Annotated in this window: 17 protein-coding genes; 6 read left to right on the top strand and 11 right to left on the bottom strand. The window is 46.3% G+C overall.

Features of this window, described 5'->3' with window-relative positions:
- Positions 1-238: 238 nt before the first annotated feature.
- The gene (locus tag FHW36_RS13060; protein WP_145670229.1) at positions 239-4324 is read right to left on the bottom strand and encodes a hybrid sensor histidine kinase/response regulator transcription factor; all 4086 of its coding nucleotides are present in this window, start codon (positions 4322-4324) and stop codon (positions 239-241) included.
- 403 nt (positions 4325-4727) lie between these two features.
- Here FHW36_RS13060 and FHW36_RS13065 point away from each other — a divergent pair, with 403 nt between their 5' ends.
- The gene (locus FHW36_RS13065; RefSeq protein ID WP_145669202.1) at positions 4728-5525 is read left to right on the top strand and encodes a DUF4350 domain-containing protein; all 798 of its coding nucleotides are present in this window, start codon (positions 4728-4730) and stop codon (positions 5523-5525) included.
- A gap of 3 nt (positions 5526-5528) precedes the next feature.
- Here the strand turns inward: FHW36_RS13065 and queG are convergent, their stop codons facing one another.
- Complete coding sequence (gene queG / locus FHW36_RS13070) at positions 5529-6443, bottom strand: tRNA epoxyqueuosine(34) reductase QueG (protein ID WP_145669207.1); 915 nt, start codon at positions 6441-6443, stop codon at positions 5529-5531.
- Between the two features lie 65 nt (positions 6444-6508).
- Here queG and FHW36_RS13075 point away from each other — a divergent pair, with 65 nt between their 5' ends.
- A complete protein-coding gene (locus FHW36_RS13075) occupies positions 6509-8524 on the top strand; it encodes a DUF3857 domain-containing protein (RefSeq protein ID WP_186452423.1) in 2016 nt (671 codons plus the stop codon).
- 3 nt (positions 8525-8527) lie between these two features.
- Complete coding sequence (locus tag FHW36_RS13080; protein ID WP_145669215.1) at positions 8528-10441, top strand: DUF3857 domain-containing protein; 1914 nt, start codon at positions 8528-8530, stop codon at positions 10439-10441.
- Positions 10442-10515: 74 nt separating this feature from the next.
- On the opposite strand, the gene FHW36_RS13085 is transcribed toward FHW36_RS13080, so the two are convergent.
- Positions 10516-11799: an OmpA family protein gene (locus FHW36_RS13085; RefSeq protein ID WP_145669223.1), complete on the bottom strand. Its 1284-nt coding sequence runs from the start codon at positions 11797-11799 to the stop codon at positions 10516-10518.
- A 382-nt stretch (positions 11800-12181) separates the two neighbouring features.
- Here FHW36_RS13085 and clpB point away from each other — a divergent pair, with 382 nt between their 5' ends.
- Both clpB and FHW36_RS13095 read left to right on the top strand, forming a co-directional pair.
- Positions 12182-14782 carry an ATP-dependent chaperone ClpB gene (clpB, locus tag FHW36_RS13090; RefSeq protein ID WP_145669229.1) on the top strand — a complete coding sequence of 867 codons (2601 nt, stop codon included), beginning with the start codon at positions 12182-12184 and terminating at the stop codon, positions 14780-14782.
- A gap of 144 nt (positions 14783-14926) precedes the next feature.
- Positions 14927-15406, top strand: a complete 480-nt coding sequence (locus tag FHW36_RS13095; RefSeq protein WP_145669233.1) for a nucleoside deaminase — start codon at positions 14927-14929, stop codon at positions 15404-15406.
- 38 nt (positions 15407-15444) lie between these two features.
- Here the strand turns inward: FHW36_RS13095 and FHW36_RS13100 are convergent, their stop codons facing one another.
- The 4 genes from FHW36_RS13100 to FHW36_RS13115 all read right to left on the bottom strand — a co-directional run bounded on the left by FHW36_RS13100 (position 15445) and on the right by FHW36_RS13115 (position 18140).
- Positions 15445-15801 (bottom strand): anti-sigma factor family protein, encoded by a 357-nt coding sequence (locus FHW36_RS13100; protein WP_145669236.1) that lies wholly within the window; start codon positions 15799-15801, stop codon positions 15445-15447.
- Positions 15802-15818: 17 nt separating this feature from the next.
- Entirely contained in the window at positions 15819-16400 is a 582-nt protein-coding gene (locus FHW36_RS13105) for an RNA polymerase sigma factor (protein WP_145669239.1), read from the bottom strand.
- A gap of 74 nt (positions 16401-16474) precedes the next feature.
- The gene (locus tag FHW36_RS13110; protein ID WP_186452424.1) at positions 16475-17578 is read right to left on the bottom strand and encodes a zf-HC2 domain-containing protein; all 1104 of its coding nucleotides are present in this window, start codon (positions 17576-17578) and stop codon (positions 16475-16477) included.
- The gene (locus FHW36_RS13115; RefSeq protein WP_145669244.1) at positions 17568-18140 is read right to left on the bottom strand and encodes an RNA polymerase sigma factor; all 573 of its coding nucleotides are present in this window, start codon (positions 18138-18140) and stop codon (positions 17568-17570) included. Before FHW36_RS13115 ends, FHW36_RS13110 begins: the two co-directional genes overlap by 11 nt.
- A gap of 92 nt (positions 18141-18232) precedes the next feature.
- Between FHW36_RS13115 and FHW36_RS13120 the strand changes: the two genes are divergently transcribed.
- Positions 18233-19006, top strand: coding sequence for a C40 family peptidase (locus tag FHW36_RS13120; RefSeq protein WP_222429066.1), 774 nt, complete (start codon positions 18233-18235; stop codon positions 19004-19006).
- 126 nt (positions 19007-19132) lie between these two features.
- Here the strand turns inward: FHW36_RS13120 and FHW36_RS13125 are convergent, their stop codons facing one another.
- The 4 genes from FHW36_RS13125 to purE all read right to left on the bottom strand — a co-directional run bounded on the left by FHW36_RS13125 (position 19133) and on the right by purE (position 22148).
- Positions 19133-19672 (bottom strand): inorganic diphosphatase, encoded by a 540-nt coding sequence (locus tag FHW36_RS13125; RefSeq protein ID WP_222429067.1) that lies wholly within the window; start codon positions 19670-19672, stop codon positions 19133-19135.
- Positions 19673-19901: 229 nt separating this feature from the next.
- The gene (locus tag FHW36_RS13130; RefSeq protein ID WP_145669250.1) at positions 19902-20384 is read right to left on the bottom strand and encodes a DUF4878 domain-containing protein; all 483 of its coding nucleotides are present in this window, start codon (positions 20382-20384) and stop codon (positions 19902-19904) included.
- A 258-nt stretch (positions 20385-20642) separates the two neighbouring features.
- Positions 20643-21599, bottom strand: coding sequence for a PhoH family protein (locus FHW36_RS13135; protein ID WP_145669253.1), 957 nt, complete (start codon positions 21597-21599; stop codon positions 20643-20645).
- A 93-nt stretch (positions 21600-21692) separates the two neighbouring features.
- Positions 21693-22148: a 5-(carboxyamino)imidazole ribonucleotide mutase gene (gene purE / locus FHW36_RS13140; RefSeq protein WP_145669256.1), complete on the bottom strand. Its 456-nt coding sequence runs from the start codon at positions 22146-22148 to the stop codon at positions 21693-21695.
- Positions 22149-22178 lie beyond the last annotated feature (30 nt).

Raw genomic sequence — 22178 nt, forward strand, 5'->3', positions numbered from 1 at the left:
TAATCAAACCATACAGGATGATCTCTATTAATAAATACAAACGGTTGCTCTTCTTAAAATTGTGCTTGAACATAGACAGATGTAATAGTTTCCAGGGCAAAATTATCTATTGCCCCCCGTTGTGAGGGGACCCGTTTCGTTATTTAATAGGGTAGGTTTGTTTTAAAAGAGCGGAAAGCATAAAGCTCTTATAGTAGATAGCAATTTTATCACTTGTTGGCCATTCGCTACAATCGCTTTATGCTTTCCGCTTTATGCTTTCTGCTCTATATTGCGATGGCAATACATTATATTCCGTCTTAAAATAACGGGTGAAATATTTAGGGTTGTTGAATCCTACCTCATAGGCTACTTCCGCTACGGTGAGCTGGCTTTTTTCCAGCAGCTGAACGGCACGTTTCAACCGGATGCTCCGGATAAACTCAATGGGCGACCGCCCGGTAAGCGCCAGTATTTTCTTGTAAACGGATACACGGCTCATAAACAACGCCCGGCTTAGTTCCTCAACGGAAAAGTCGGGATTGGAAATGTTTTTCTCTACAGTCTGTAAAGCCTGCTGAATAAATTGCTCGTCGGCAGAAGAAATGGCAATTTCGCTGGGATTGGCTTCTATATACTGCTGGAAGGTTTTCCGCAGGGATGTTTGTTGAGAGATAATATTGCGGAGTCGCGATAATAATACCTCAAAATTAAAAGGCTTGGTAATATAATCTGATGCACCTGTTTCCAGGGCTTCCAGCTGCTGGGCTTCTTCCGCCCGGGCGGTGAGCAATACTACCGGCAGGTGGGCGGTACGTTGTTGAGCCCTCACTTTTTTACAAAGTTCCAGGCCGTCCATTTCGGGCATGGAAATATCGCTGACAATTAAGTGTGGGAGGGTTTGCTGCAACAGCTTCCAGGCCACCAACCCGTTTTCGGCTTCCAGTATCTGAAAATATTGCGACAGATTATCTTTCAGGTAAAAACGGAAATCTTCATTATCCTCCACCAACAACACTACCGGCTTTTTGCTGTTGTTGTTCACCGGGGTGGCAACGGCAGGTGTGGCTTGCTGTGTGCGGATGGTTTCCTCCATGGCGCCGGCAACGGCGGGAGTAACTGCCTTCACCGGCAATACCACGGTAAAGCAGCTGCCCATTTCCGGCGCACTGTCTACGCTGATATTGCCGCCATGCATTTTTACAAACTCGTGGGTAATGGATAAGCCAATGCCGCTGCCCTGGTTCACTACAGATGCGGGCAAATCATGCTGGAAGAAACGCTCGAAGATATGATCCTGCTTTTCCAGCGGAATACCAATACCGTTATCTTTTACAGCTATTTCCAGTTGGGCATTGGACTCCCGGTACTGTACCTGCACGCTAATGGCGCCGTCTTCCGGGGTAAACTTGAAGGCATTGGAAAGCAGGTTAAAGAGAATCTTTTCTATTTTGTCAGCATCATACAGCATCTTCAATTCCTGCACATTGCTCTGAAAGATAAGCGAGATATGCTTTTTATCGGAAAGGTCTGAAAAGGAACCGGTGAGCTCCCGTAAAAAACTGATGATATCTCCCTCGCTGGTATGCAATTTTATTTCCTGTACTTCCATTTTACGGAAGTCGAGCAACTGGTTAACGAGGTTCAGCAGCCGCCGTGCATTCCGTTGCATCAGCTCCAATTGCGCTTTTAACGACGCCTCCCCGGTTTGTTTGATGATTTTTTCCAGGGGCGTAATAATGAGACTGAGCGGCGTCCTGAATTCATGGCTCACATTGGTGAAGAAGCGGATCTTCAGGCTATCCAGTTCATGCATGCGGGCAGCTTCCTGTGTTTGCTGCGCCATCCGGAACTTCAGCCTTTCCCGCTCCAGGATGATCCGGCGGGCCAGTAACAATGCGCTTATGATCAGTAACACATAACACAGGAAGGCGGGCCAGGTTTTCCAGAAAGGGGGAATTATCCTGATCTTTAAGGTAAGTCCTGCATCATTCCATATGCCGTCATTATTGGATGCCTTTACCCGGAAGGTATATTCTCCCGGGTCCAGGTTGGTAAAAGTAGCTCTGCGTTGCGTTCCGTCGGTATACAGCCAGTCTTTGTTAAACCCTTCCAGCATATAGGCATACAGGTTCTTTTCCGGATGAAAGTAGTTCAGTGACGCAAACTCGAGGGAAAAAACGTTCTCTCCATGTTGCAGGGTAATACTGCGTATTTCAGAGATGGCCCCCGGCAATAGTACCCTTCCGTTGATTTTTTCACCGGATCGTATGCTCTTGTTAAAAACCTGCAGATCGGTTAATACAACCGGTGGTATGTTTTTGTTAAGGGCAATGCTGTTGGGATAAAACAAATTGAACCCATTCCCTCCGCCAAAGATCAGCTCACCCCGGCTGGTTTTCAGGGCGGCATTTTCGTTGAAATCCTTGCCCTGCAGCCCATCCGATTCATCGTAATTCTTGAAGTGATACGTAGGTCCCTTACTGTTAGTGCCGGACTGAAAGGTCATATTGCACAAACCATTGGGGGTGCTCATCCAAAGGGTATGATCATTGGCCTCCAGTATGTTCAATACGGTATTGTCCGGAAGACCATCGCTTTTCCGGAACGTCGTGAAGCTGTCGTCTTTCGGATTGTAAAGATCCAGTCCCTCACGGGTACCAACCCATACACGGTCCTGGCTGTCCTGGAAAATGCATACTACGTTATTATGACTCAGGCCCGCCGCATTATTGGGATCATTGCTGTAATGCCGGAAGATCCCCGTTCCAGGGTTACGTATATCCAAACCATCAGAGGTACCTACCCACAGGCTTCCCTGCTTGTCTTCCAGCAGCGCAGAAACATATTTGGAAGGAACGGCCGGCTGGAAATGCGCAACTTTATTGGTGACAGGATCCAGTTGATTCAGCCCCCCCGCCAGGGTGCCCACCCAAAGGCGATGCTGACTGTCTTCCAGCAATTCCCATATACTATTGTCACTTAAGCTGCTGTTGTTTTTAGGATCATGTTTGTAGTGTACAAACCGTTGGCCATCAAACTGGTCTAATCCTCCAAAATAAGTACCTACCCACAATTGGTGGGCATGGTCTATTAAAAGGCTCACAACTACGTTACCTGATATGCTATTGGGGTTGGCGGGATCATGGCGGTAGGTGGTAAAGGTATGGTGACTGCGGTCGAAATAGATTAATCCACCCCCATTGGTGCCTATCCAGAGATTGCCTTTTTCGTCTTCCACAAACCGGTTCACATCATTAAACGGCAAACTGTTACGGCTATACGGCATATGCTGGTAAAGCGGAAATTTTACCATGTTTTCATGGTAGTAATTGAGCCCCTTCTTAAAGGTGCCGATCCAGATGATACCGGTGTTATCTTTATACAGGGCATTAATACTATTCTGACTCAGGCTGCGGCTATCCTCGCTGATGTTTTCGATATAACGGACCAGCTGTGCTTTTTTATCTATAATATTAATGCCTCCATGATCGGTGCCTATCCATATCAGTCCATTGTTATCAGGTACAATGCCTCTCACGATATTATTATTAAGCGCGAGGCCAGGGGTATGCTGGTCTATATGCCGGAAGGTATACTGACGGACATTAAAGTGGTAGACCCCGTTGTCTTCATTGTTGTTGAACAGCCAGAGATCTCCGTCATTGTCGGCCACCATCGACCAGTTAGCACCGGCCAGGCTGTTATTGCGATAGAGGACACGATGAGTACGGCTGTCCATCTTTTCCAGGATACCGTTGTTGTGCAGCAGCCAGCAATAACCGGCTTTGTCGGCTACCAGTGCAGCAACGCTATTGGTGGCTATACTGCTGGTGTCGGCGTTATGCGTAAGCCGTGTGGCCGTATGTTGTCCATCTGTAATAAAAATGCCGGCAGTAGGGTGTAGCAGCCAGTACTGGCCCGAAGGCATCCTGATGATAGCTGTTAGTGTATTGCCTGGAATGCCCCACTGCTGCAGCAATATTTCCGGGTGGCGGTTAAAACGGCCGGTAACGGGATCATAAATATCGATACCGCTGCGGGTCCTGATCCAGAGCTGCCGCGCCGGCCCTTCCATGATCTGGCTGATATTGTTGTCGGATAAAGAACTGCTATCCCGCAAGTCGTGGAGATAAACAGTAAAATGGTAACCATCAAATCGGTTCAGTCCTGCTCCTGTGCCAATCCATAGGAAGCCGGTACTATCCCGGAAAATGCAGTTCACCTGGTTGTTTGATAGGCCCTGGTTAATATCAATCCGGTTAAATTGGTAAGCAAGGGTCTGACCCGGTAATGTCCCGGTAAATAGTAGAAAAAAGAAAAATGTAATAGCCCACTTCCGCATGTGCACAGCCCTTGGTTGAAAAAAATGTTAGCCTGACAATTATTATGGCGCAACAATATAACACAAAACGATTATAAACAAAGAAAGGTCGAAAGAATTCGACCTTTATTGCTAAAATTCCACGTTATGGCACTCAGGTCCATAAAAAGTTAATCAGCTAATAGCCCGGTAAAACCGGTATATAATAAGTGATATTTTGCGATGGTGTGCGGGTTGCCAGCCACTTGCCATACAAAAGTAGGGGAAGCTAAAACGATTGTCAAGAAATTAGCAAACTATATTTTTAAAATTATAGGAAGGGAGGCTGGCGTCTCCTTTTTACTTGCATGATAATTTCAGCAACCGGTTGGAATTATAATCTTTAAAGAATATTGAGTATTTTTTTGCCAATTTTAAAAATTCCATGAAAGTACTCGCACTCAGCCTATTCTTGTCGACCGGCCTTGCCTGCGTCAGCGTAGCCCAACAGCCCGCAAAGTCTCCAAAGGTCACCCTTGATTACTATTACAACAACGAATTTAAAAAAGACCACGCCGGTAACCCATTCAGGTGGCACTATATCTGGAATGAAACCGATAACGGTGGCTTGTCTATCTGGGGCGGCATCTTCGATTCCCTCGGCGTAAGAAAAGATAGCCTGCTGGAAGCTCCTACCATGGCTAACTTACAGCATACCGATATCTATATGATCATTGATCCGGATACCGACACTGAATCGCCACATCCTAATTACATGAATGAAAAGGATGCCCGGGAAATTTATAACTGGGTGAAAGCCGGTGGGGTATTGGTATTGATGGAAAATGATTCGCTAAACGCCGACTTCTTACATTTTAATAAACTCAGTGAAAAATTCGGTATTCATTTCAACGGCGACAGTAAAAACCGCGTACAAGGCCGTAACTGGGCGCAGGGTGCTTTTAAAATTCCCCCGGGGCATGAAATATTCTCAGGCGTAAGCAAAGTATATATCAAAGAACTATCTACGCTCACGCTGAAAAAGCCCGCAAGGACAGTGTATGAAGATGGTGGCCATGTAATTATGGCGGTTGCCGCCGTGGGTAAAGGCACCGTGTTTGCGGTAGGCGACCCCTGGTTTTATAATGAATATGTAAACGGGGAAAGGCTTACGCCTGATTATGAAAACTATGGAGCAGCTGTGGATCTCACCAAATGGCTGTTATCGAAAATAAAACGATAATGGCTAATGTCCCAGGAATTGCAGGTTCCTGCGGATCCCGGCAAACTTACTGCGTTTCAGGGGAGAGTGGCGGAAAATGGTTTTAAATGCTTCTTCTGTCAGCTCTTCCCAGTCACGGGTAGTAAAGTTCAGGATAGCCGGAATAGGGTTGAACTCCGCTTCCTGGTGGGCTTTGGAGAAACGGTTCCAGGGACATACGTCCTGGCACGTATCACAGCCAAACATCCAGTCGTCAAACTGTCCCTTCATCTTCTCCGGTATCAGCTGATCCTTCAGCTCTATGGTAAAGTAAGAAATACATTTGCTGCCATCTACTACGCCCGGCGCTACCAGCGCTTCGGTGGGACAGGCGTCCAGGCAGCGCGTACATGACCCGCAATAGTCGGCCACCGGCCCGTCGTACTCCAGGGGAATGTCAGTAATCAGGGTGGCTATAAAGAAGAAGGAGCCTGCCTGCTTGTGGATCAGGTTCCCGTTTTTGCCTATCCAGCCAAGCCCGCTACGCCGCGCCCATGCCCGCTCCAATACCGGCGCCGAATCCACAAACCCGCGTCCCTGCACCGGCCCGATATGCTCCTGCATGCGCAGCAGCATAGTTTTTAACCTGGCCCGGATCACCTCATGGTAATCGTGGCCGTAAGCATACTTGGAAATACGGGGAGCATCTGCCCGCTGCGCGGCGGAAGGAAAATAATTGAACAACAGCGTAATCACCGACTGGGCGCCCTCTACCAGCTTCCGAGGATCTATCCGCTTGTCGAAGTGGTTTTCCATATACTGCATGTTGCCATGCATACCCTTATTCAGCCAGGACTCCAGCCGGCGCGCATCATCATCCAGTTGTTCCGCACGGGCTATACCACAGTGATCAAATCCCAGCTCCTTTGCCAGCTGCTTTATGAATAAAGTATGGGTCATCCCCACAAAATTACATGATTTTTTATACCTTCATGTGGCATAATTACCCTATGCCTTGTAACTGTATGCGTTATATCCCTTGTTTGCTTACCTGCGTGGTAAGCGGTTTGTTGTCCCTGAGTGCCCTGGCCCAGGAAAATGGAAAAATGAAATTCGGAAAAGTCTCCAAAGAAGAATTTACCGACAAAAGATTTGAGAAAGATACCGGCGCCCATGCGATCGTATTGTCGGAAATTGGATCTTCTGCCTTTGAGGCAGATGGTGGCGACTTGCGCCTGGTCTATAAAGTGCACCGCCGCGTGAAAATCGTGGATAAAAACGGCTTCGACGTGGCCACGGTGAGAGTGCCCCTCTACAAAGGAGATACCAGGGAAGAGAAACTCCTCAACCTCAAAGCCGCCGCCTATAACCTGGAAAACGGGGAAGTGGTGGAAACCCGGATGGACAGTAAAAACATCTTTAACGATAAGCAGGATAAGTCCCTGTTGGTAAAAAAGTTTACGCTGCCGGCCGTAAAGGAAGGTACGATCATCGAATATGCTTATACGGTGACGTCCCCGTTTTACCGTTACCTGCGCTCCTGGACCTTCCAGGGAGAATATCCCCGTCTCTGGAGCGAATACAGCGTGGCCATTCCGGAATATTTCGACTATATGCTCATCCCACAGGGATATGAAAAGTTTGCCATAGAAAAGAAAGACTATAGCAGGGTTACTTTTTCCTTCCGTACGGAGCGTAGCGGCGCTACCGGTCCTGCCGACATGGTTACCGTAACACCAGGCGTAACCACCTACCACTGGGCGGTGAAAGAAATACCAGCGATCCACCCCGAAAGCTTCATCACAACGGTCGATAACTACGTACGTAGAATAGAGTTCCAGCTGTCGGCTTACAACTGGCCCAACGAAGCCCGGAAACCTGTACAGAGCTCCTGGGAAGAACTGATGAAAGACCTGATGAAAGCAGAAGACCTGGGCGGCGTACTCAATAATAATAACGGATTCCTTTCCGGAACGGTGGAAGACCTGGTAAAAAATGCTAAAACAGACCAGGAAAAAGCACAGCGGATCTATAACTGGGTACGTAATAACTATACCTGTACCGACCACAGTGCCCTGTGGATGGAGAAATCCCTGAAAACAGTGTTTTCCGGGAAGAGCGGCAACGTAGTAGAAGTAAACATGCTGCTGACCGCCATGCTCCGCAAAGCTGGTCTGAAAGCAGATCCAGTGCTGCTCAGCACCCGCGACAACGGCTATGTGTACCAGTTTTATCCTTTGTTCACCCACTTTAACTACATGGTAGTGCACTTGACTATTGGAGAAGAATCTCACGACCTTGATGCGTCGGACCCCCTGATGGGCTTCGGAAAATTGCCGCCCGGATGCTATAACGGCGCCGCCAGGACCATCGATGAATTTGCCACCCCCGTGTTTTTAAATGCCGATTCCCTGCGGGAACAGAAGTTTACGTCGGTGTTGCTGGGTAAAATGGAAAATGGTGCAGTAGCCGGTACATTTATGCAAAGGCCCACCTACTTTGAATCGTACGACATCCGGGAACAGGTGAAAGCCAAAGGCCGCGATGAGTTCTTCAAAAAAATAGCCAAGTCCTATACCGGCGAAATTGAACTGACCAGCAAAGAAATTGAAGACATCGACAGCTTGGAATTACCCGTGATGACAAAATATGAATTCAAAATGCAGGTAGGAGGAGATGATATTGTGTACATCAACCCATTGATGGGAGAGGCCTACAAATCGAATCCCTTCACCTCCATGGAACGCAAATTCCCTGTGGAAATGACCGGCGTTTCTGATGAAATCTATTCTTTCAATATGGATGTTCCAGAGGGCTATGTGGTAGATGAACTGCCCAAATCGGCGATTGCCAACTTTAATGAAACGGAAGGCCTGTTTCAATACATGGTTCAACAGGTAGAAGACCACATCCAATTACGTTGCCGCATCAAATTGACAAAGGCCAACTTTATGCCTGAAGATTATAGTGGCCTGCGCGAATTTTACGACCTGATCGTAAAAAAGGAAGCAGAACAGATTGTGTTAAAGAAGAAAAAATAACGTATGCATAAGCTGCTAACAACAACCGCTGCATTGCTCCTCGCCGTGGCTGGTCAGCCTGCAAGGGCGGGCGATCCCGAATATCCCGCGAAAAATATCCCGGCATCCCTGAAAGAAAATGCGCACATCGTTAAGCGCCTGGAGGAAACGGCCATCAGGATAAATGATCTCACAGACATGCGTATCAACCGGCACTACGTTGTTACTGTATTGGATGAAGCAGGCGCTAATGACGCAAGATTGGTCGTTCCCTACAGTAAGCTCAGCGAAATACTTAGTATCAGCGGTAGTCTCTATGATGCGGAAGGAAAACAGATAAAACGCCTCAAACAAAGCGATATCAAAGACCTGAGCGCCGTAGATGATGGGAGCCTGATGACGGATGAACGCCTGAAAGCACACCAGTTCTATTATAACGTATACCCGTATACGGTAGAATATGAACTTAGTGAACGCGTTTATAGCACGCTTTGGTTTCCCACCTGGATGCCACAATCAGATATTGATTGTACCGTGGAACAAAGTACCCTGAAAGTAACGACACCAGCCGATTTTACCCTGCGCTTCCGCAGCTATTTATACAACGGGGAACCGGTTACCACTACCGATAAGGGTACCAAAACATACGCCTGGGAGGTAAAGCAAATCAAAGCGCTGAAATCAGAGTTAAATGCCGTAGAGTTTTACCGTCGTACACCTGCGGTATTCCTGGGTACTACCGATTTTGAATTGGATAAATATAAGGGTAATTCAAATTCCTGGAAAGGACTGGGCGCTTTTTTTTACCAGCTCAATGCCGGCCGGGATGTATTGCCGGATGCCACCAAAGCAAAGGTGCACGAACTGATCGATGGCCTGCATAGCCGGGAAGAAAAGATCAAAACACTCTATAAGTTTATGCAGCGCAACAGCCGCTACATTAGCATACAGCTGGGAATAGGAGGATGGCAAACTTTTGATGCGGCTTCGGTAGCCACTAAAGGCTATGGTGACTGTAAAGCCTTATCCAACTACATGATGGCATTATTGAAAGAAGCTGGCATCAAATCCAATTGTGTGTCTGTGAAAGCAGGTGAAAATGCGCATACTATCCGCGAGGATTTTCCTTCTTCCCAGTTCAACCACGTCATCCTGTGCGTACCCGGCGAAAAGGACACCACCTGGCTGGAATGTACCAACCCTTATTTACCCGCCGGCTACCTGGGAGGTTTTACCGACAACAGGCCCGTATTACTGTTGGATGAAAAAGACAGCAAACTGGTGCGAACACCGGTATATGGTATGGATTTTAACCAGCAAATCCGCCATATTAACGCCACTATAGATTCCAGTGGAAACATGGCACTGAGCGCAGTAAAAGTAACCAGTGGACTCCAACAGGATGATTTGCGCGATGCGATTCATCGCCTGAGCCGGGAAAGACAACTGGAATTGCTGCGTAAGGGCCTCGGGCTATCGAGCTATGATATTGTAGATTATAGTTATAAAGAGCTGGAAACCGCCACCCCGGCTATTGAAGAGATGATGAAGGTAAAGGGGAATAACTATGCCACGGTAACGGGTAAACGAATGTTTATCAATCCCAATATCTTCGCCCGTGATGGGGTGAAGCTGGAACCCGATAGCTCCCGCCAGTCGGATATCCGGTTGAATATGGCCTACCGCGATGTAGATTCTGTAGAAATCATCCTCCCTGTGGGATATCAGCCGGAATCAGTACCAACACCGGTAAGCCTGTCCTCAAAATTTGGTAACTATAGCGCCACCGTCATATTAAAAGGCAATACGGTAACCTATATACGAAAAATGGAACGGCAGTCGGGTACATTTCCTGCGGCAGAATATCCCGAGCTCGTGAAGTTCTATGGCGGCATTTACCGGGCCGACAGAAACCGGTTGGTATTGGTAAAGGAATAAGAATAGCTTTATAAAACGAGAACAGTCCCTCCCGCCAACTGCGGGAGGGACTGTTCTCGTTTTATAGCAATGGTTTATTTTTCCCTCACACTCACAGAAATATGCCTGTCTTTTTTCCGTTCTTCATCCGGAGCATCTGCAGCTGCTTTGGCAAATTGTGAGCCATAGCCTTCTGCTCCCAGCAGCTGGGCTTCATTGGCGCTTTGTTTCTTCAATGCCGTAAGCACGGATTCCGCCCTTTCTTTAGAAAGACGAAGGTTGGCAGTACTATCACCTGTACGATCAGTATAACCGCCTATTTTGATTTTTGCTTTCGGGAAGGCTTTCAGAATAGCGGCAATATTGCCTACCTGCTTCATACTTTCTTCTGTTAATTCTGCACTGCCGGTTTTGAAGTTGAGGTTATCGAAATCAAACCATACATCTTTGCCCGGTTTACGGCTATCATCTTTCAGGAAGGTGACCAGCTGGTCTTCTATACCTCCTTTGAACGCATCCAGTACGGTGCCATTGGGTAAAGTGACTTTGATGCTTTCCCGGGTGGTAGCAACAGGCGCGGTTGGACTCGGCACGGTCATAGAAGCCGAATCTGCCAGCTGCCCGGTACTGATACTATCGGTCGTGGTGGTACCGGTTTTATTACCACCGCAACCCCGCATCAGGTACCACAGCAATATAATAGCAATCAATATCAGTAACAGCGACCATATCCAGCGATTACTGCTGCTGGCCTGTTTCAGGTTTACTGCACCTGCAGTGGTAGCAGCAGTGCTGCCAAGGCCGCTGGCCAGTCCCCCCAGTTTCTTTCCCAACTCTCCAATACTGCCCAGGCCCAGTATACCGGCAATATTCAGCCCCCCTGGTATAGCGCCCAGGATCTTATCTTTTTGCGTATCCAGTAACGACAGAAATGAATTGGGCGTGAGATTATTTTGTACCGCATATTGCCCCACCGTACCTAATGTGGCCGGCGCCGCTGATTGTAACAACGTACTGGCCGACGATTCCTTTATCCCCGCAAAATTAGACAGCATACTGATAATGGAATCTACTTTGTCTCCGAATAAACTGCGCAACAGGTCTGCCCCCTTAGCAAGTAAACCACCTGCGCCACCCTGGATCGCACCAGCTACAGCCACGGGATTGGCATCCCCGGCTACGCTTTTTACCATGTCCAGTAAACTGCCCGCGTTGCCCGATGAGCTGGCCTTGTTTAACAGCCCGCTTAATACCATCGGCACAATTCCACTTAATGCTTTCTGAATACCTCCTTCACTCTCTCCAAGTTGTGAGGAAGCCTGACTGACTACATTGTTGTTGAAAATGTTCTTGGCGCTTTCCAGTAAATCGAAAGACATAATTGTAGGGTTTAATAATGAGGAATGTATTGCTTAGATTCGATGCTTCTCTATAGGTATACCACTATGCCATCACAGGAATTTTATAACAACAGAGTCGGCCGTGTTGTTTGATTCTATCAGAATTTACCTTGTACATTGCTGAGAATACCTATTTTTCTTTAATTAATGAATTGATTGATAAGGAGATAGCTTTTAACTGCCAGGCTGTTACAGCTACTGAAACCTGAAAAAATAGCAGTCTCCTCCTTCTCTTCCTGCTAAAAATGCAGTAAAACTTTATTGTATATGTCATAATTTCCGGATATACAACATTGGATCAGGGTTTGTTGTTACGTAAGCACGTTTGATGACATCAAAAAAAGGACAAAAATAACTACATATGAATTTGAATAATTTCACTATAAAATCGCAGGAAATACTGCAACAAGCCCAACAACTGGCCTTTAATAATCAGAACCAGTCCATCGAAACCGGTCACTTGCTGAAGGCCTTATTAAATGATGAAGATAGTCCCATTGAGTACTTATTAAAAAAGAACGATGTGAATACATCTTTCGTTACCAGTAAACTCAATGAGCAGATCAATAAATATCCCCGCATCGTAGGCGGAGAAGGTGGTCAAACCCTGAGCCGCGATGCCAATAACGCGATACTCCGCGCCGGCGCTGCCATCAAGGAGTTTAAAGATGAGTTTGTAAGTGTGGAACACCTGCTGCTCGGCATACTTGGAGGTAGCGACGATACCGCCAAACTGCTGAAAGATGCCGGATTAACTGAAAAAGGCCTGAAAGCCGCTATCAAAGAGCTGCGGAAAGGCGACACGGTTAATTCACAGACAGGTGGTAATCAATATAACACCTTACAGAAATATGCGAAGAACCTCAACGAAATGGCCCGGGAAGGTAAACTCGATCCCGTGATCGGCCGTGATGAGGAAATCCGTAGAACGTTACATATTCTTTCCCGCAGATCAAAAAATAACCCTATCCTGGTAGGTGAACCCGGTGTTGGTAAAACCGCCATCGTGGAAGGTCTCGGACACAGGATCATCAACGGCGACGTACCGGAAAACCTTAAATCCAAAACCATCTATGCGCTGGATATGGGAGCCCTGATGGCGGGCGCTAAATACCGTGGTGAGTTTGAAGAAAGACTGAAAGGCGTAGTAAAAGAAGTGGCCGAAAGCAATGGGGAAATCATCCTCTTTATAGATGAGATCCACACCCTGATCGGCGCCGGCGCAATGGAAGGAGCCATGGATGCGGCTAATATCCTGAAACCCGCCCTGGCAAGAGGAGAACTCCGCGCTATTGGTGCTACCACACTCAATGAATACCAGAAATATTTTGAGAAAGATAAAGCGCTCGAACGCCGCTTCCAGAAAGTATTGGTAGACGAACCTTCTGTAGAAGATGCCATCTCTATCTTACGCGGATTGAAAGAGAAGTATGAAAGCCACCATCATGTGCTGATCAAAGACGAAGCTATTATTGCCGCTGTTGAATTATCGCACCGCTATATTACCGATCGCTTTTTACCAGATAAGGCCATCGACCTGATTGATGAAAGCGCGGCGAAACTCAGGCTGGAAATGAATTCTATGCCGGAAGAACTGGATGAACTGGAAAGAAGGATCAGGCAACTGGAAATCGAAAGAGAAGCGATTAAGCGCGAAAACGATGAAGATAAATTGCGTGAACTGGGCGAAGAAATTGCCCGCCTCGGCGAAGAACGCAATACCTTCAAAGCTAAATGGCAGGCGGAAAAAGAAGTAGTAGACCAGATACAAAACGCCAAGTCAGCGATCGAAAACCTGAAACTGGAAGCAGAACAGGCCGAACGTAACGGCGATTTCGGACGCGTAGCGGAAATCCGCTATGGTAAAGTGAAAGAACAGGAAAAACTGGTAACCGACCTGACAGAAGAATTAAATAAAATATCTGCCAATCATAAACGTCTTCTTAAAGAGGAAGTAGATGCAGAGGATATCGCAGAAAATGTGGCGAAAGCAACCGGTATCCCCGTATCTAAAATGATGCAGAGTGAAAAAGATAAATTGTTGCAGCTCGAAGAAGAGCTGCACCAACGGGTAGTAGGACAGGATGAAGCCATCATCGCGGTATCCGATGCTATTCGCCGCAGCCGCGCAGGCTTACAGGATCCGCGCCGGCCTATCGGTTCTTTTATCTTCCTGGGTACAACCGGTGTGGGTAAAACAGAGTTGGCCAAAGCATTGGCAGAATACCTGTTCGATGATGAAAACATGATGACCCGCATCGACATGAGCGAATACCAGGAAAAGCACTCCGTAAGCCGGCTGGTAGGAGCGCCTCCGGGATATGTTGGATATGATGAAGGCGGACAACTCACAGAAGCCGTACGCCGTAAACCATATTCAGTGGTGCTGCTCGATGAAATCGAAAAAGCACACCCCGATACCTTTAACATTTTGTTACAGGTGCTGGACGATGGACGCCTCACCGATAACAAGGGAAGGGTGGTGAATTTCAAAAACACGATCATCATCATGACCAGCAACATGGGTAGTCATATCATCCAGGAAAACTTTGAAAATATCACAGATGCCAACAGGGAAGAAGTAGTAGATAAAACGAAGGAAGAAGTGATGTCATTGCTGAAACAAACTATCCGTCCGGAGTTCCTGAATAGGGTCGATGAAGTAATCATGTTCCAGCCTTTGATGAGAAGTGAAATTAAAGGAATAATTAACATTCAGTTACAACAACTGAAGGACATGGTTGCAAAAAATGGCATGATATTGGAATTTTCTGATTATGCACTCGAATACCTCTCAGTTCAGGGCTACGACCCACAGTTTGGAGCAAGACCGCTGAAACGTCTCATTCAGAAAGAAATCATTAACCTGCTCAGTAAGAAAATTCTCGCAGGCGACATTGATAAATCCAAACCAGTGTTGATTGATGTGTTTGATGGCGTAGTAGTAATAAGAAACAAGTAATTCTAAATACGACGATACATAGTTAACGATAAGCCCCGCGATTCTTCGCGGGGCTTTTTTTATGGTTTGTACTTATACCGCACGGAGGAGACGGGTTTTATCAGTCGCTTTCAGTAAATTTGAAAGAATCAAAACTTAAACGATATGCCGGGAGAAAGAGAAAGAAGATTTATGCAGCATGCCATTGCATTGTCCCGCAGGGGCATGGAAAATGGTGATGGCGGGCCTTTTGGCTCTATTGTCGTAAGAGGCGATGAGATAGTAGGAGAGGGATGGAACCAGGTGCTTTGTGATACTGATCCTACGGCACATGCAGAAGTGGTGGCGATTCGCGCAGCCTGTAAAAAACTCGGCACTTTCCAGTTGCACGATTGTGAAATCTATACTTCCTGCGAGCCATGTCCTATGTGCCTGGGCGCCATTTACTGGGCGCGTCCGCAGAGGGTATATTATGCCAATTCTAAGGAAGATGCCGCTGCGATCGATTTTGATGATTCATTCATTTACCGGGAAATAAACGTGCCGCATACCGATAAAAAGATTCCGCTCATTGCTATGCCGGAAGCTGCTGCCCTGGAAGTATTCAGCGACTGGAAAGAGAAGGGAGATAAGACATTGTACTAAAGCAGATAGCTGTTAGCTTTGGCTAACAGCTATCTGCTTTAATGTTTTATAGTAGAAAAATGATAGGTCCAGAAAAGTGCCAGTAATAAGAAAAGTATACAGAGTATTATAACGGCCAGGTATATATAATTTTCAGATTTTCTCCGGGACCGGTAACGGGTGCGTAATTTTTTCAGCAGCTCCCATTTCATCTGCCGGATCCACCCGGGGATCTTTTCCTTATCTTTTATAGCTTCCAGCCCTTCCAGTGCATCGCTGCACAGCTCACAATCAGACAGGTGCATTTCCACTTCATGTTGTTCTTCAGCCGTCAGCTTACCCTGTACATAGTCCAGTAGCTGCTGTTGCGAAAGACAGCGTGTTGTTGAAAAGATATCGTTGAAATGCTCGTTCATATCACTATGGATGCAAATTAACTTTTATTTGCGCGTTGTTGTTTTTCCAGTAAAAGTTTCAGGTTTCGCTTGCCATTTTGAATATAGCTTTTCACCTGTAGTAAACTATACCCTGTTTGATCGGCTATTTCCTGGTAGGATTTCTTCTCCAGGTAAAACAGCCGCACACAGTCCCGTTGCTCAGGATTCAACAGGTTCATCGCCTGTTCCATATTTTCCAGCAGGAGATCCTTTTCTTGGTATACCCGCTTATCTTCCTGTTCTGCTGCGATACCTCCCATATGCTTATCGGAAATTTCTTCCTTATATTTCATATGCTTTTGTCGCAACTGCATCAGGCAGTAGTTTTTTGTTACCTGGTATATCCAGGCCCTGAAATACTGTATTTCATGTTTATTGATGTCGGACAACATCTTGAGAAAGATTTGCTGCACGGCATCCCGCGCATCTTCTTCATTCTTCAGGTACTTCATGCACATACCCAGCAGTAGCAGGGCATAGCGATCAAACAGCACACCGATCCAATCACTGTTGTTGTCAGCTTTGAACCGCTGTAGTAGCTCCTGGTCTGTTAGTTGTTGTGTGGCTGGATTATTCACAGGCTAATAAATGGAATGCTGCATACTAGATGCAGCATTCACAAAAATCCATAATATTTTCTGATATAAAAAGTTTACATACTATCCAGCGCTTGCTTGGCGGCGTCTTTCATGCTGCCGTCCATGCGTATTACTTCACGGAACATGCGGCGGGCTTTGCCCATTTGTCCTTTGCTGCGATAGCAGATGGCGAGTTGATAGCGGGCCAGTTCTACGTACTTGCCGGAGCTGACAGCTTCTAATCTGCGGTACCTGTCTATCGCTTCACTCAGGTTACCTTGTTGCTGGTATACCATGGCAGCTTTGTAAAGGTATTCGTCACTGTTGATGGGAGAGGCAGCGACTGATTCTTTTTTAGCTGGTTCTGGCGCCTTTTGTTCTTTGGCTACCTGTGCAGGCTTATTATCCGGTTTTGCTGGCGCCTTGTTATCGTCATCTTTGGCTTTATTGTCCTTGTCTGCCTTATCGGCCGCGGCTTTGCGGATGGAATCCTGTTTTTGCTTCAGTAGGTTGGCTTGCTGTACTTTGCGGATACTGTCGGCTGCAGCTTTATGTTGCGCCGCTTTCAGGGCGGCAGCTTTTTTCAATGCAGCAGAATCTACAGGTTTCTGGGCTGCCGCCAGAACTGGTTTCGCTGGTGGTGTAACGGGCGCTGTATGTGTGGCTTCCGGTGCTGGTGTAGTCGTATGATCTACAGGTGTTACCACCGGTGGATTGCTGACAGCGGTAGTAACGGAGCTATCTTTAGCAGGCAGGCCGGCCATTATATGCATGGGCGGCGGCTGGTTTCTGATATGACCACGCATTACATATACGCTGCCTATACCGAGCCCAATAAAAGCAACGATCCAGAAATATACCAGCATATGCTCTTTGTTCTTTTCCTTGCGGGTATACTGGGCTATCTTCTGGGTGTGTGAAACAGGCTGAATACTGGTATGTACATAGCGTTGCAGCTTATTGGTCAGGTCCTGGTACCTGTCTGTATTTTCTTCTTTTTCCAATGCCTGCAGCGCATCAAAACACAGGTCGCAATCTGTGAGGTGCTGCTCTACCAGGTGTTTTTCTACATCGGTCAACCGGCCTTCCAGGTAACGTGGGAGCTGATCCCTGCTGAGGCAACGGATCGTAGAAAAAATCTTTAGTACTTTATCATTATTCGGTTTACTACTTAACATATCCATTCATAAATAGCTTGGCAAGTTTTCCTTTGGCGGCTTTCAGCTGTGTTCTCAATTTTTCCCTGGAGATACCAGTGGTAGCGGAAAGGTCGGAAAAGGGTTTATTTTCAAGATAGAATTGCGTGATGAGTGCCCGATCGTCGGCATTAAGTCGCTGTAAAGCCTGTTCCAGCCGCACTATCAGGTCCTGTCGGTCGATGATATTAGTAGCGGCTTTGTCTACGGTATTTTCGATATGGAGTAAATCTCTCCCATCGCGTGATGGATAGAATGGGGTATTTTTCTCTGGTTTACCGAGATACCCTTTCTGTATATGTAAAATCCATTCGTTTACCTTGTAGATCGTTTGGGTTTTAAGACTGGCACTTAATCTCTGGAGAAGGGAAGGAAAGACTACGTTGGGGTCCAGGTTGGATTGCTGACTTATATGGGGAAGGGTAACTGCAACCAGCAGATGGCTGTACCTGTCCATCAATACGCCTTCTGCCTCGCGGTCATGTTGTTTTCTGGCGCGGGATATTAGCTCTTTGTCCGATAAATTGGTTAACTGTTGTTGCATAAACTTATTACTTTATATTTACGTACAAAAGCGGAAAAAGTTCATTCAGCGCATAATATTATTGAATAATAAAACGGATTTACACAATTAATATGCCATACGCCATTGTAACTGTGCCAGTTGCGCCATTGCGGAGAACGGCCTCACACAGGAGTGAAATGATTTCCCAGCTGTTATGGGGTGCCGCTGTATCTGTTATTGATACGGCTCCGGATGGCTGGGTACAGGTAAAAAATCAATACGACGGATATATGGGGTGGGTCACCGCCGCCCACCTGGAAACCATTGATGAAGCGCTTTTCCTGGAACCGGCCACCAGGTATCTGCCGGGTTGGGTAAATCGCGTTACGATGAACGGGGTGCCTATGCAGGTGCCTTTCGGTTGCCTGGTGAAAGGGCACGGCAACACAACCGTTCAATGGGGTTCTATCACCATAAAATTCGAAGATAAACCAGTTTTGTTAAATAACAACAATTCTGTAGATGTTGATGCACTTAAAGCAGCGGCAGCGCAATTCTTAAATACCGGCTACCTCTGGGGAGGTACCAGTGTGTTTGGCGTGGATTGTTCCGGCTTTACGCAAAATGTGTTCAAACTCTCCGGCATATCCCTCCTTCGGGATGCTTATCAACAAGCTGGTCAGGGACAGTTGGTAGGATTTCTACAAGAGGCCCAGCTGGGCGACCTGGCCTTTTTTGATAATGAAGAAGGACGAATTACGCATGTCGGGATCCTGCTCAACGATCATGAAATCATTCACTCCTCTGGCAAAGTACGCATCGATGCCATCGATAATGAAGGGATTATTAATACGGATACCGGCATTCGTACGCACCGCCTGCGGATTATAAAACGATTCTTTTAAGAGCAGAAAGCATAAAGCCGAAAGCAAAAGGCTATAGTGGAGAGGACCTTAGCGAGTATTTAAAAATTCACTTAGATCAATCTTTACAATAGCTTTTTGCTTTCGGCTTTCAGCTTTTCGCTCTTATCAGCTCTGTTTGAAAATTTTGCGATAGTCCTCGAAGCTCTTTACAATAATTTCTTTTGCTTTTGCTTTGTTCTGGAATTCTTCTACTACCACTGTTTTCTTTTCCAGCTTTTTGTACTCTTCGAAGAAATGACGCATTTCATCAATAAAGTGAGGAGGCAATTCAGAGATATCGTTGATATAGTTTACACTCATATCGTTGGCAGCTACGGCGATGATTTTGTCATCAGCTTCACCACCATCTATCATTTGCATCACACCAATTACCTTGGCTTCAATGATACACATGGGTACGCACTCTATTTGAGAGATCACCAGGATATCCAGTGGATCGTGGTCATCGCAATAAGATTGTGGAATAAATCCGTAGTTGGCAGGGTAGTATACAGATGAATACAGTACACGGTCCAGTTTCAGCAAACCGCTTTCTTTATCCAGTTCATATTTGGCACGGCATCCCTTTGGAATCTCTATAATGGCATTTACAATGTTAGGCACTTCAGAACCGGGATTCACACTGTGCCAGGGATTTGTCATCATAATAATCTACTTTACTTTAAGGTTTATTGTTCAATATTGGATTAATGCTGAAAAGTGAATAAAATACTCACCTCACTTTTCATGAAGATATGGTCAAAAGGTTCCGTTAAGTAAAAACAAGAAATAAGCCACACATTCAATCATTAATGCGTGGCAAAATTAAGGTAACTGGCCGTTAATAGCTAAAAATTATCCTCCTTTTGTACAAAAAGCCAAAGAACGGAGAATATTATTTAGTTTCAGGCAGTATAGCACCGGCGGAAGATGTCGTATCTGCCGGCAATACAGTGGTGGAGTCAAATGTGTTGCCAGTTTGTGGCGCGTAATTAGGAATGATGCTGTCGAAGGTCAGGGAAATTTTCCACTGTCCGTTTTCCTTCACCATTTGTAGCACTTCTTTCTGGTGGGCAGATGAGTTCAGGATGGTAACAGCCGCTTTGTCGCCATTCTCTTCTATATTCACCACTTCTATCTTCGCATTTTTAATTTTCTCCCTTTCTGCTCCACTGCGGCGGCCGTCGAAAATAGCATAGATCTGTATTACCTGTTGGGATTCTTTGGTGGCATAATCCCTTGCCTGGTCGTAGTTCGAATCCTGAATGGCATGCATAAAGGCCAGCGCCACCTCTTCTGGGGTAGCTCTCTTCTTACAACTGCCCAGCAGGAAGGTTGTAGTCAATGCCAGTGTCATGATTCGAAAAAAATTGGTCATGCGGTCGATAATTATAATATATCACAACAAAAATAGGGGTAAACTTCAATTCTGCAAAGTCTTACGACTACAGCTACGCTTATTCACAGGCTCCCGGACTGAATTTTCCCTCTCGTAAAAACAGGTGAACTTACGGTAAACGCCGTTAACAAAGAGTTAATATTTGATAATCCGGCTATTTTGCCAGATACTAATCCGTCTACCGGGAATACCCCGGAAGCGCAACAGTCCCCACAAAATAGCCGGTAATAAATCGGTTTATTTGTCCTTGTTAGCGTCGTATGCCTTGATGATTGCTTTTACCAGGCGGTGTCTTACCACATCCTCTTCATCAAGTTCCACATGCCCTATCCCCTCAATGTTCCGAAGGATACGGGTGGCTCTTTCCAGACCGGATTGCTGATTTTTGGGTAAATCTATCTGGGTAAGGTCACCGGTGATGATGGCCTGTGCAGAAGCTCCAATACGGGTTAGAAACATCTTGATCTGCAAATCAGTGGCGTTTTGGGCCTCATCCAGGATAATAAAGGAATTATCCAGGGTACGGCCACGCATATACGCCAGCGGGGCAATTTCAATAACACGGTTGGTCATATAATAACTCAGCTTTTCAGCCGGGATCATATCGTCCAGCGCATCGTACAGGGGACGCAGATAAGGGTCAATTTTTTCTTTCAGATCTCCCGGCAGGAAACCCAGGCTTTCACCCGCTTCCACCGCAGGACGTGTCAGAATAATCTTTTTAACCGCTTTGTTTTTCAATGCGCGTACCGCTAATGCCACTGCCGTATAGGTTTTACCAGTACCAGCCGGCCCTATCGCGAAAATAATGTCATTCTTTTCCGCCATAGCCACCATCTTCTTCTGGTTGGATGTACGCGCCCTTACTGTACGGCCGTTAGGACCAAACACCAATACTTCATTGGGGTTACGCTCACTGAAATTATCGATTTTTATGCCCTCCTCATCTCCAAGTATCTGTTCAAAATAGTTCTCCGTAAGATTACCATTCCGTTCCAGGTACTTCACAATCTGACTGATTTTTTCCTCCGCTGTAGCCACTTCTTCCGGTGCCCCACTCAATTTTAACTGGGTGCCCCTGGATAGGATCTTCAGCAACGGGAATTTCTTTTTCAGCAGATCGAGCTTTCCGTTGTTAACGCCGAAAAACTCAATGGGATTAATACTGTCTAAATTGATAATGGATTCAGTCAATGATTCTATGATTTAATTGTCCAGGAAATCGCTGTTCGTATCGAATATATTTAAATCTTGTATAACCTGGAGGACGCAATTGTTAAGCTATCACTAAATTCTGTACCCATTCTGCTTGAAGGATTCCACTTTAGCGGCTATATCCTTGTTGCCTAAAGCAAGAATACGGGCGGCCAGGATAGCTGCATTACGGGCACCTGCTTTACCCACTGCCAGGGTACCAACCGGTAAACCCGCAGGCATCTGTACGATAGAATACAACGCATCAACACCACCAGGTAAACCACCATCTAAAGGAACTCCCAGAACAGGCAGCGAAGTGTAAGCAGATACCACTCCCGGTAAGGCTGCTGCCATACCGGCCGCGGCAATAATTACGCCAAATCCCTTCTCCTGTGCGGTTATACACAATTCTCTTACTTTATCCGGATTCCGATGCGCTGAAGCCACAATCATCTCATTCTCGATGCCAAAGTACTGAAGGTGTTTCTGTGATTCTTCCATCACTGGCTTGTCACTCTCAGAACCCATGATAATCAAAACTTTCATCTCTTGATATTTAAGTAAAAATGTTAATGT

The sequence above is a fragment of the Chitinophaga polysaccharea genome (assembly GCF_007829335.1).
Taxonomy (GTDB): Bacteria; Bacteroidota; Bacteroidia; order Chitinophagales; family Chitinophagaceae; genus Chitinophaga; species Chitinophaga polysaccharea_B.

What these genes read in the sequence shown, in the direction of transcription:
- queG (WP_145669207.1), bottom strand. Translation starts at nt 6,443, where the DNA reads ATGACCCATACTTTATTCATAAAGCAGCTGGCAAAGGAGCTGGGATTT.
- FHW36_RS13080 (WP_145669215.1), top strand. Translation starts at nt 8,528, where the DNA reads ATGCATAAGCTGCTAACAACAACCGCTGCATTGCTCCTCGCCGTGGCT.
- purE (WP_145669256.1), bottom strand. Translation starts at nt 22,148, where the DNA reads ATGAAAGTTTTGATTATCATGGGTTCTGAGAGTGACAAGCCAGTGATG.
- FHW36_RS13095 (WP_145669233.1), top strand. Translation starts at nt 14,927, where the DNA reads ATGCCGGGAGAAAGAGAAAGAAGATTTATGCAGCATGCCATTGCATTG.
- FHW36_RS13085 (WP_145669223.1), bottom strand. Translation starts at nt 11,799, where the DNA reads ATGTCTTTCGATTTACTGGAAAGCGCCAAGAACATTTTCAACAACAAT.
- FHW36_RS13075 (WP_186452423.1), top strand. Translation starts at nt 6,509, where the DNA reads ATGCGTTATATCCCTTGTTTGCTTACCTGCGTGGTAAGCGGTTTGTTG.
- clpB (WP_145669229.1), top strand. Translation starts at nt 12,182, where the DNA reads ATGAATTTGAATAATTTCACTATAAAATCGCAGGAAATACTGCAACAA.
- FHW36_RS13115 (WP_145669244.1), bottom strand. Translation starts at nt 18,140, where the DNA reads ATGCAACAACAGTTAACCAATTTATCGGACAAAGAGCTAATATCCCGC.
- FHW36_RS13120 (WP_222429066.1), top strand. Translation starts at nt 18,233, where the DNA reads ATGCCATACGCCATTGTAACTGTGCCAGTTGCGCCATTGCGGAGAACG.
- FHW36_RS13100 (WP_145669236.1), bottom strand. Translation starts at nt 15,801, where the DNA reads ATGAACGAGCATTTCAACGATATCTTTTCAACAACACGCTGTCTTTCG.
- FHW36_RS13130 (WP_145669250.1), bottom strand. Translation starts at nt 20,384, where the DNA reads ATGACCAATTTTTTTCGAATCATGACACTGGCATTGACTACAACCTTC.
- FHW36_RS13065 (WP_145669202.1), top strand. Translation starts at nt 4,728, where the DNA reads ATGAAAGTACTCGCACTCAGCCTATTCTTGTCGACCGGCCTTGCCTGC.
- FHW36_RS13110 (WP_186452424.1), bottom strand. Translation starts at nt 17,578, where the DNA reads ATGTTAAGTAGTAAACCGAATAATGATAAAGTACTAAAGATTTTTTCT.
- FHW36_RS13060 (WP_145670229.1), bottom strand. Translation starts at nt 4,324, where the DNA reads ATGCGGAAGTGGGCTATTACATTTTTCTTTTTTCTACTATTTACCGGG.
- FHW36_RS13125 (WP_222429067.1), bottom strand. Translation starts at nt 19,672, where the DNA reads ATGATGACAAATCCCTGGCACAGTGTGAATCCCGGTTCTGAAGTGCCT.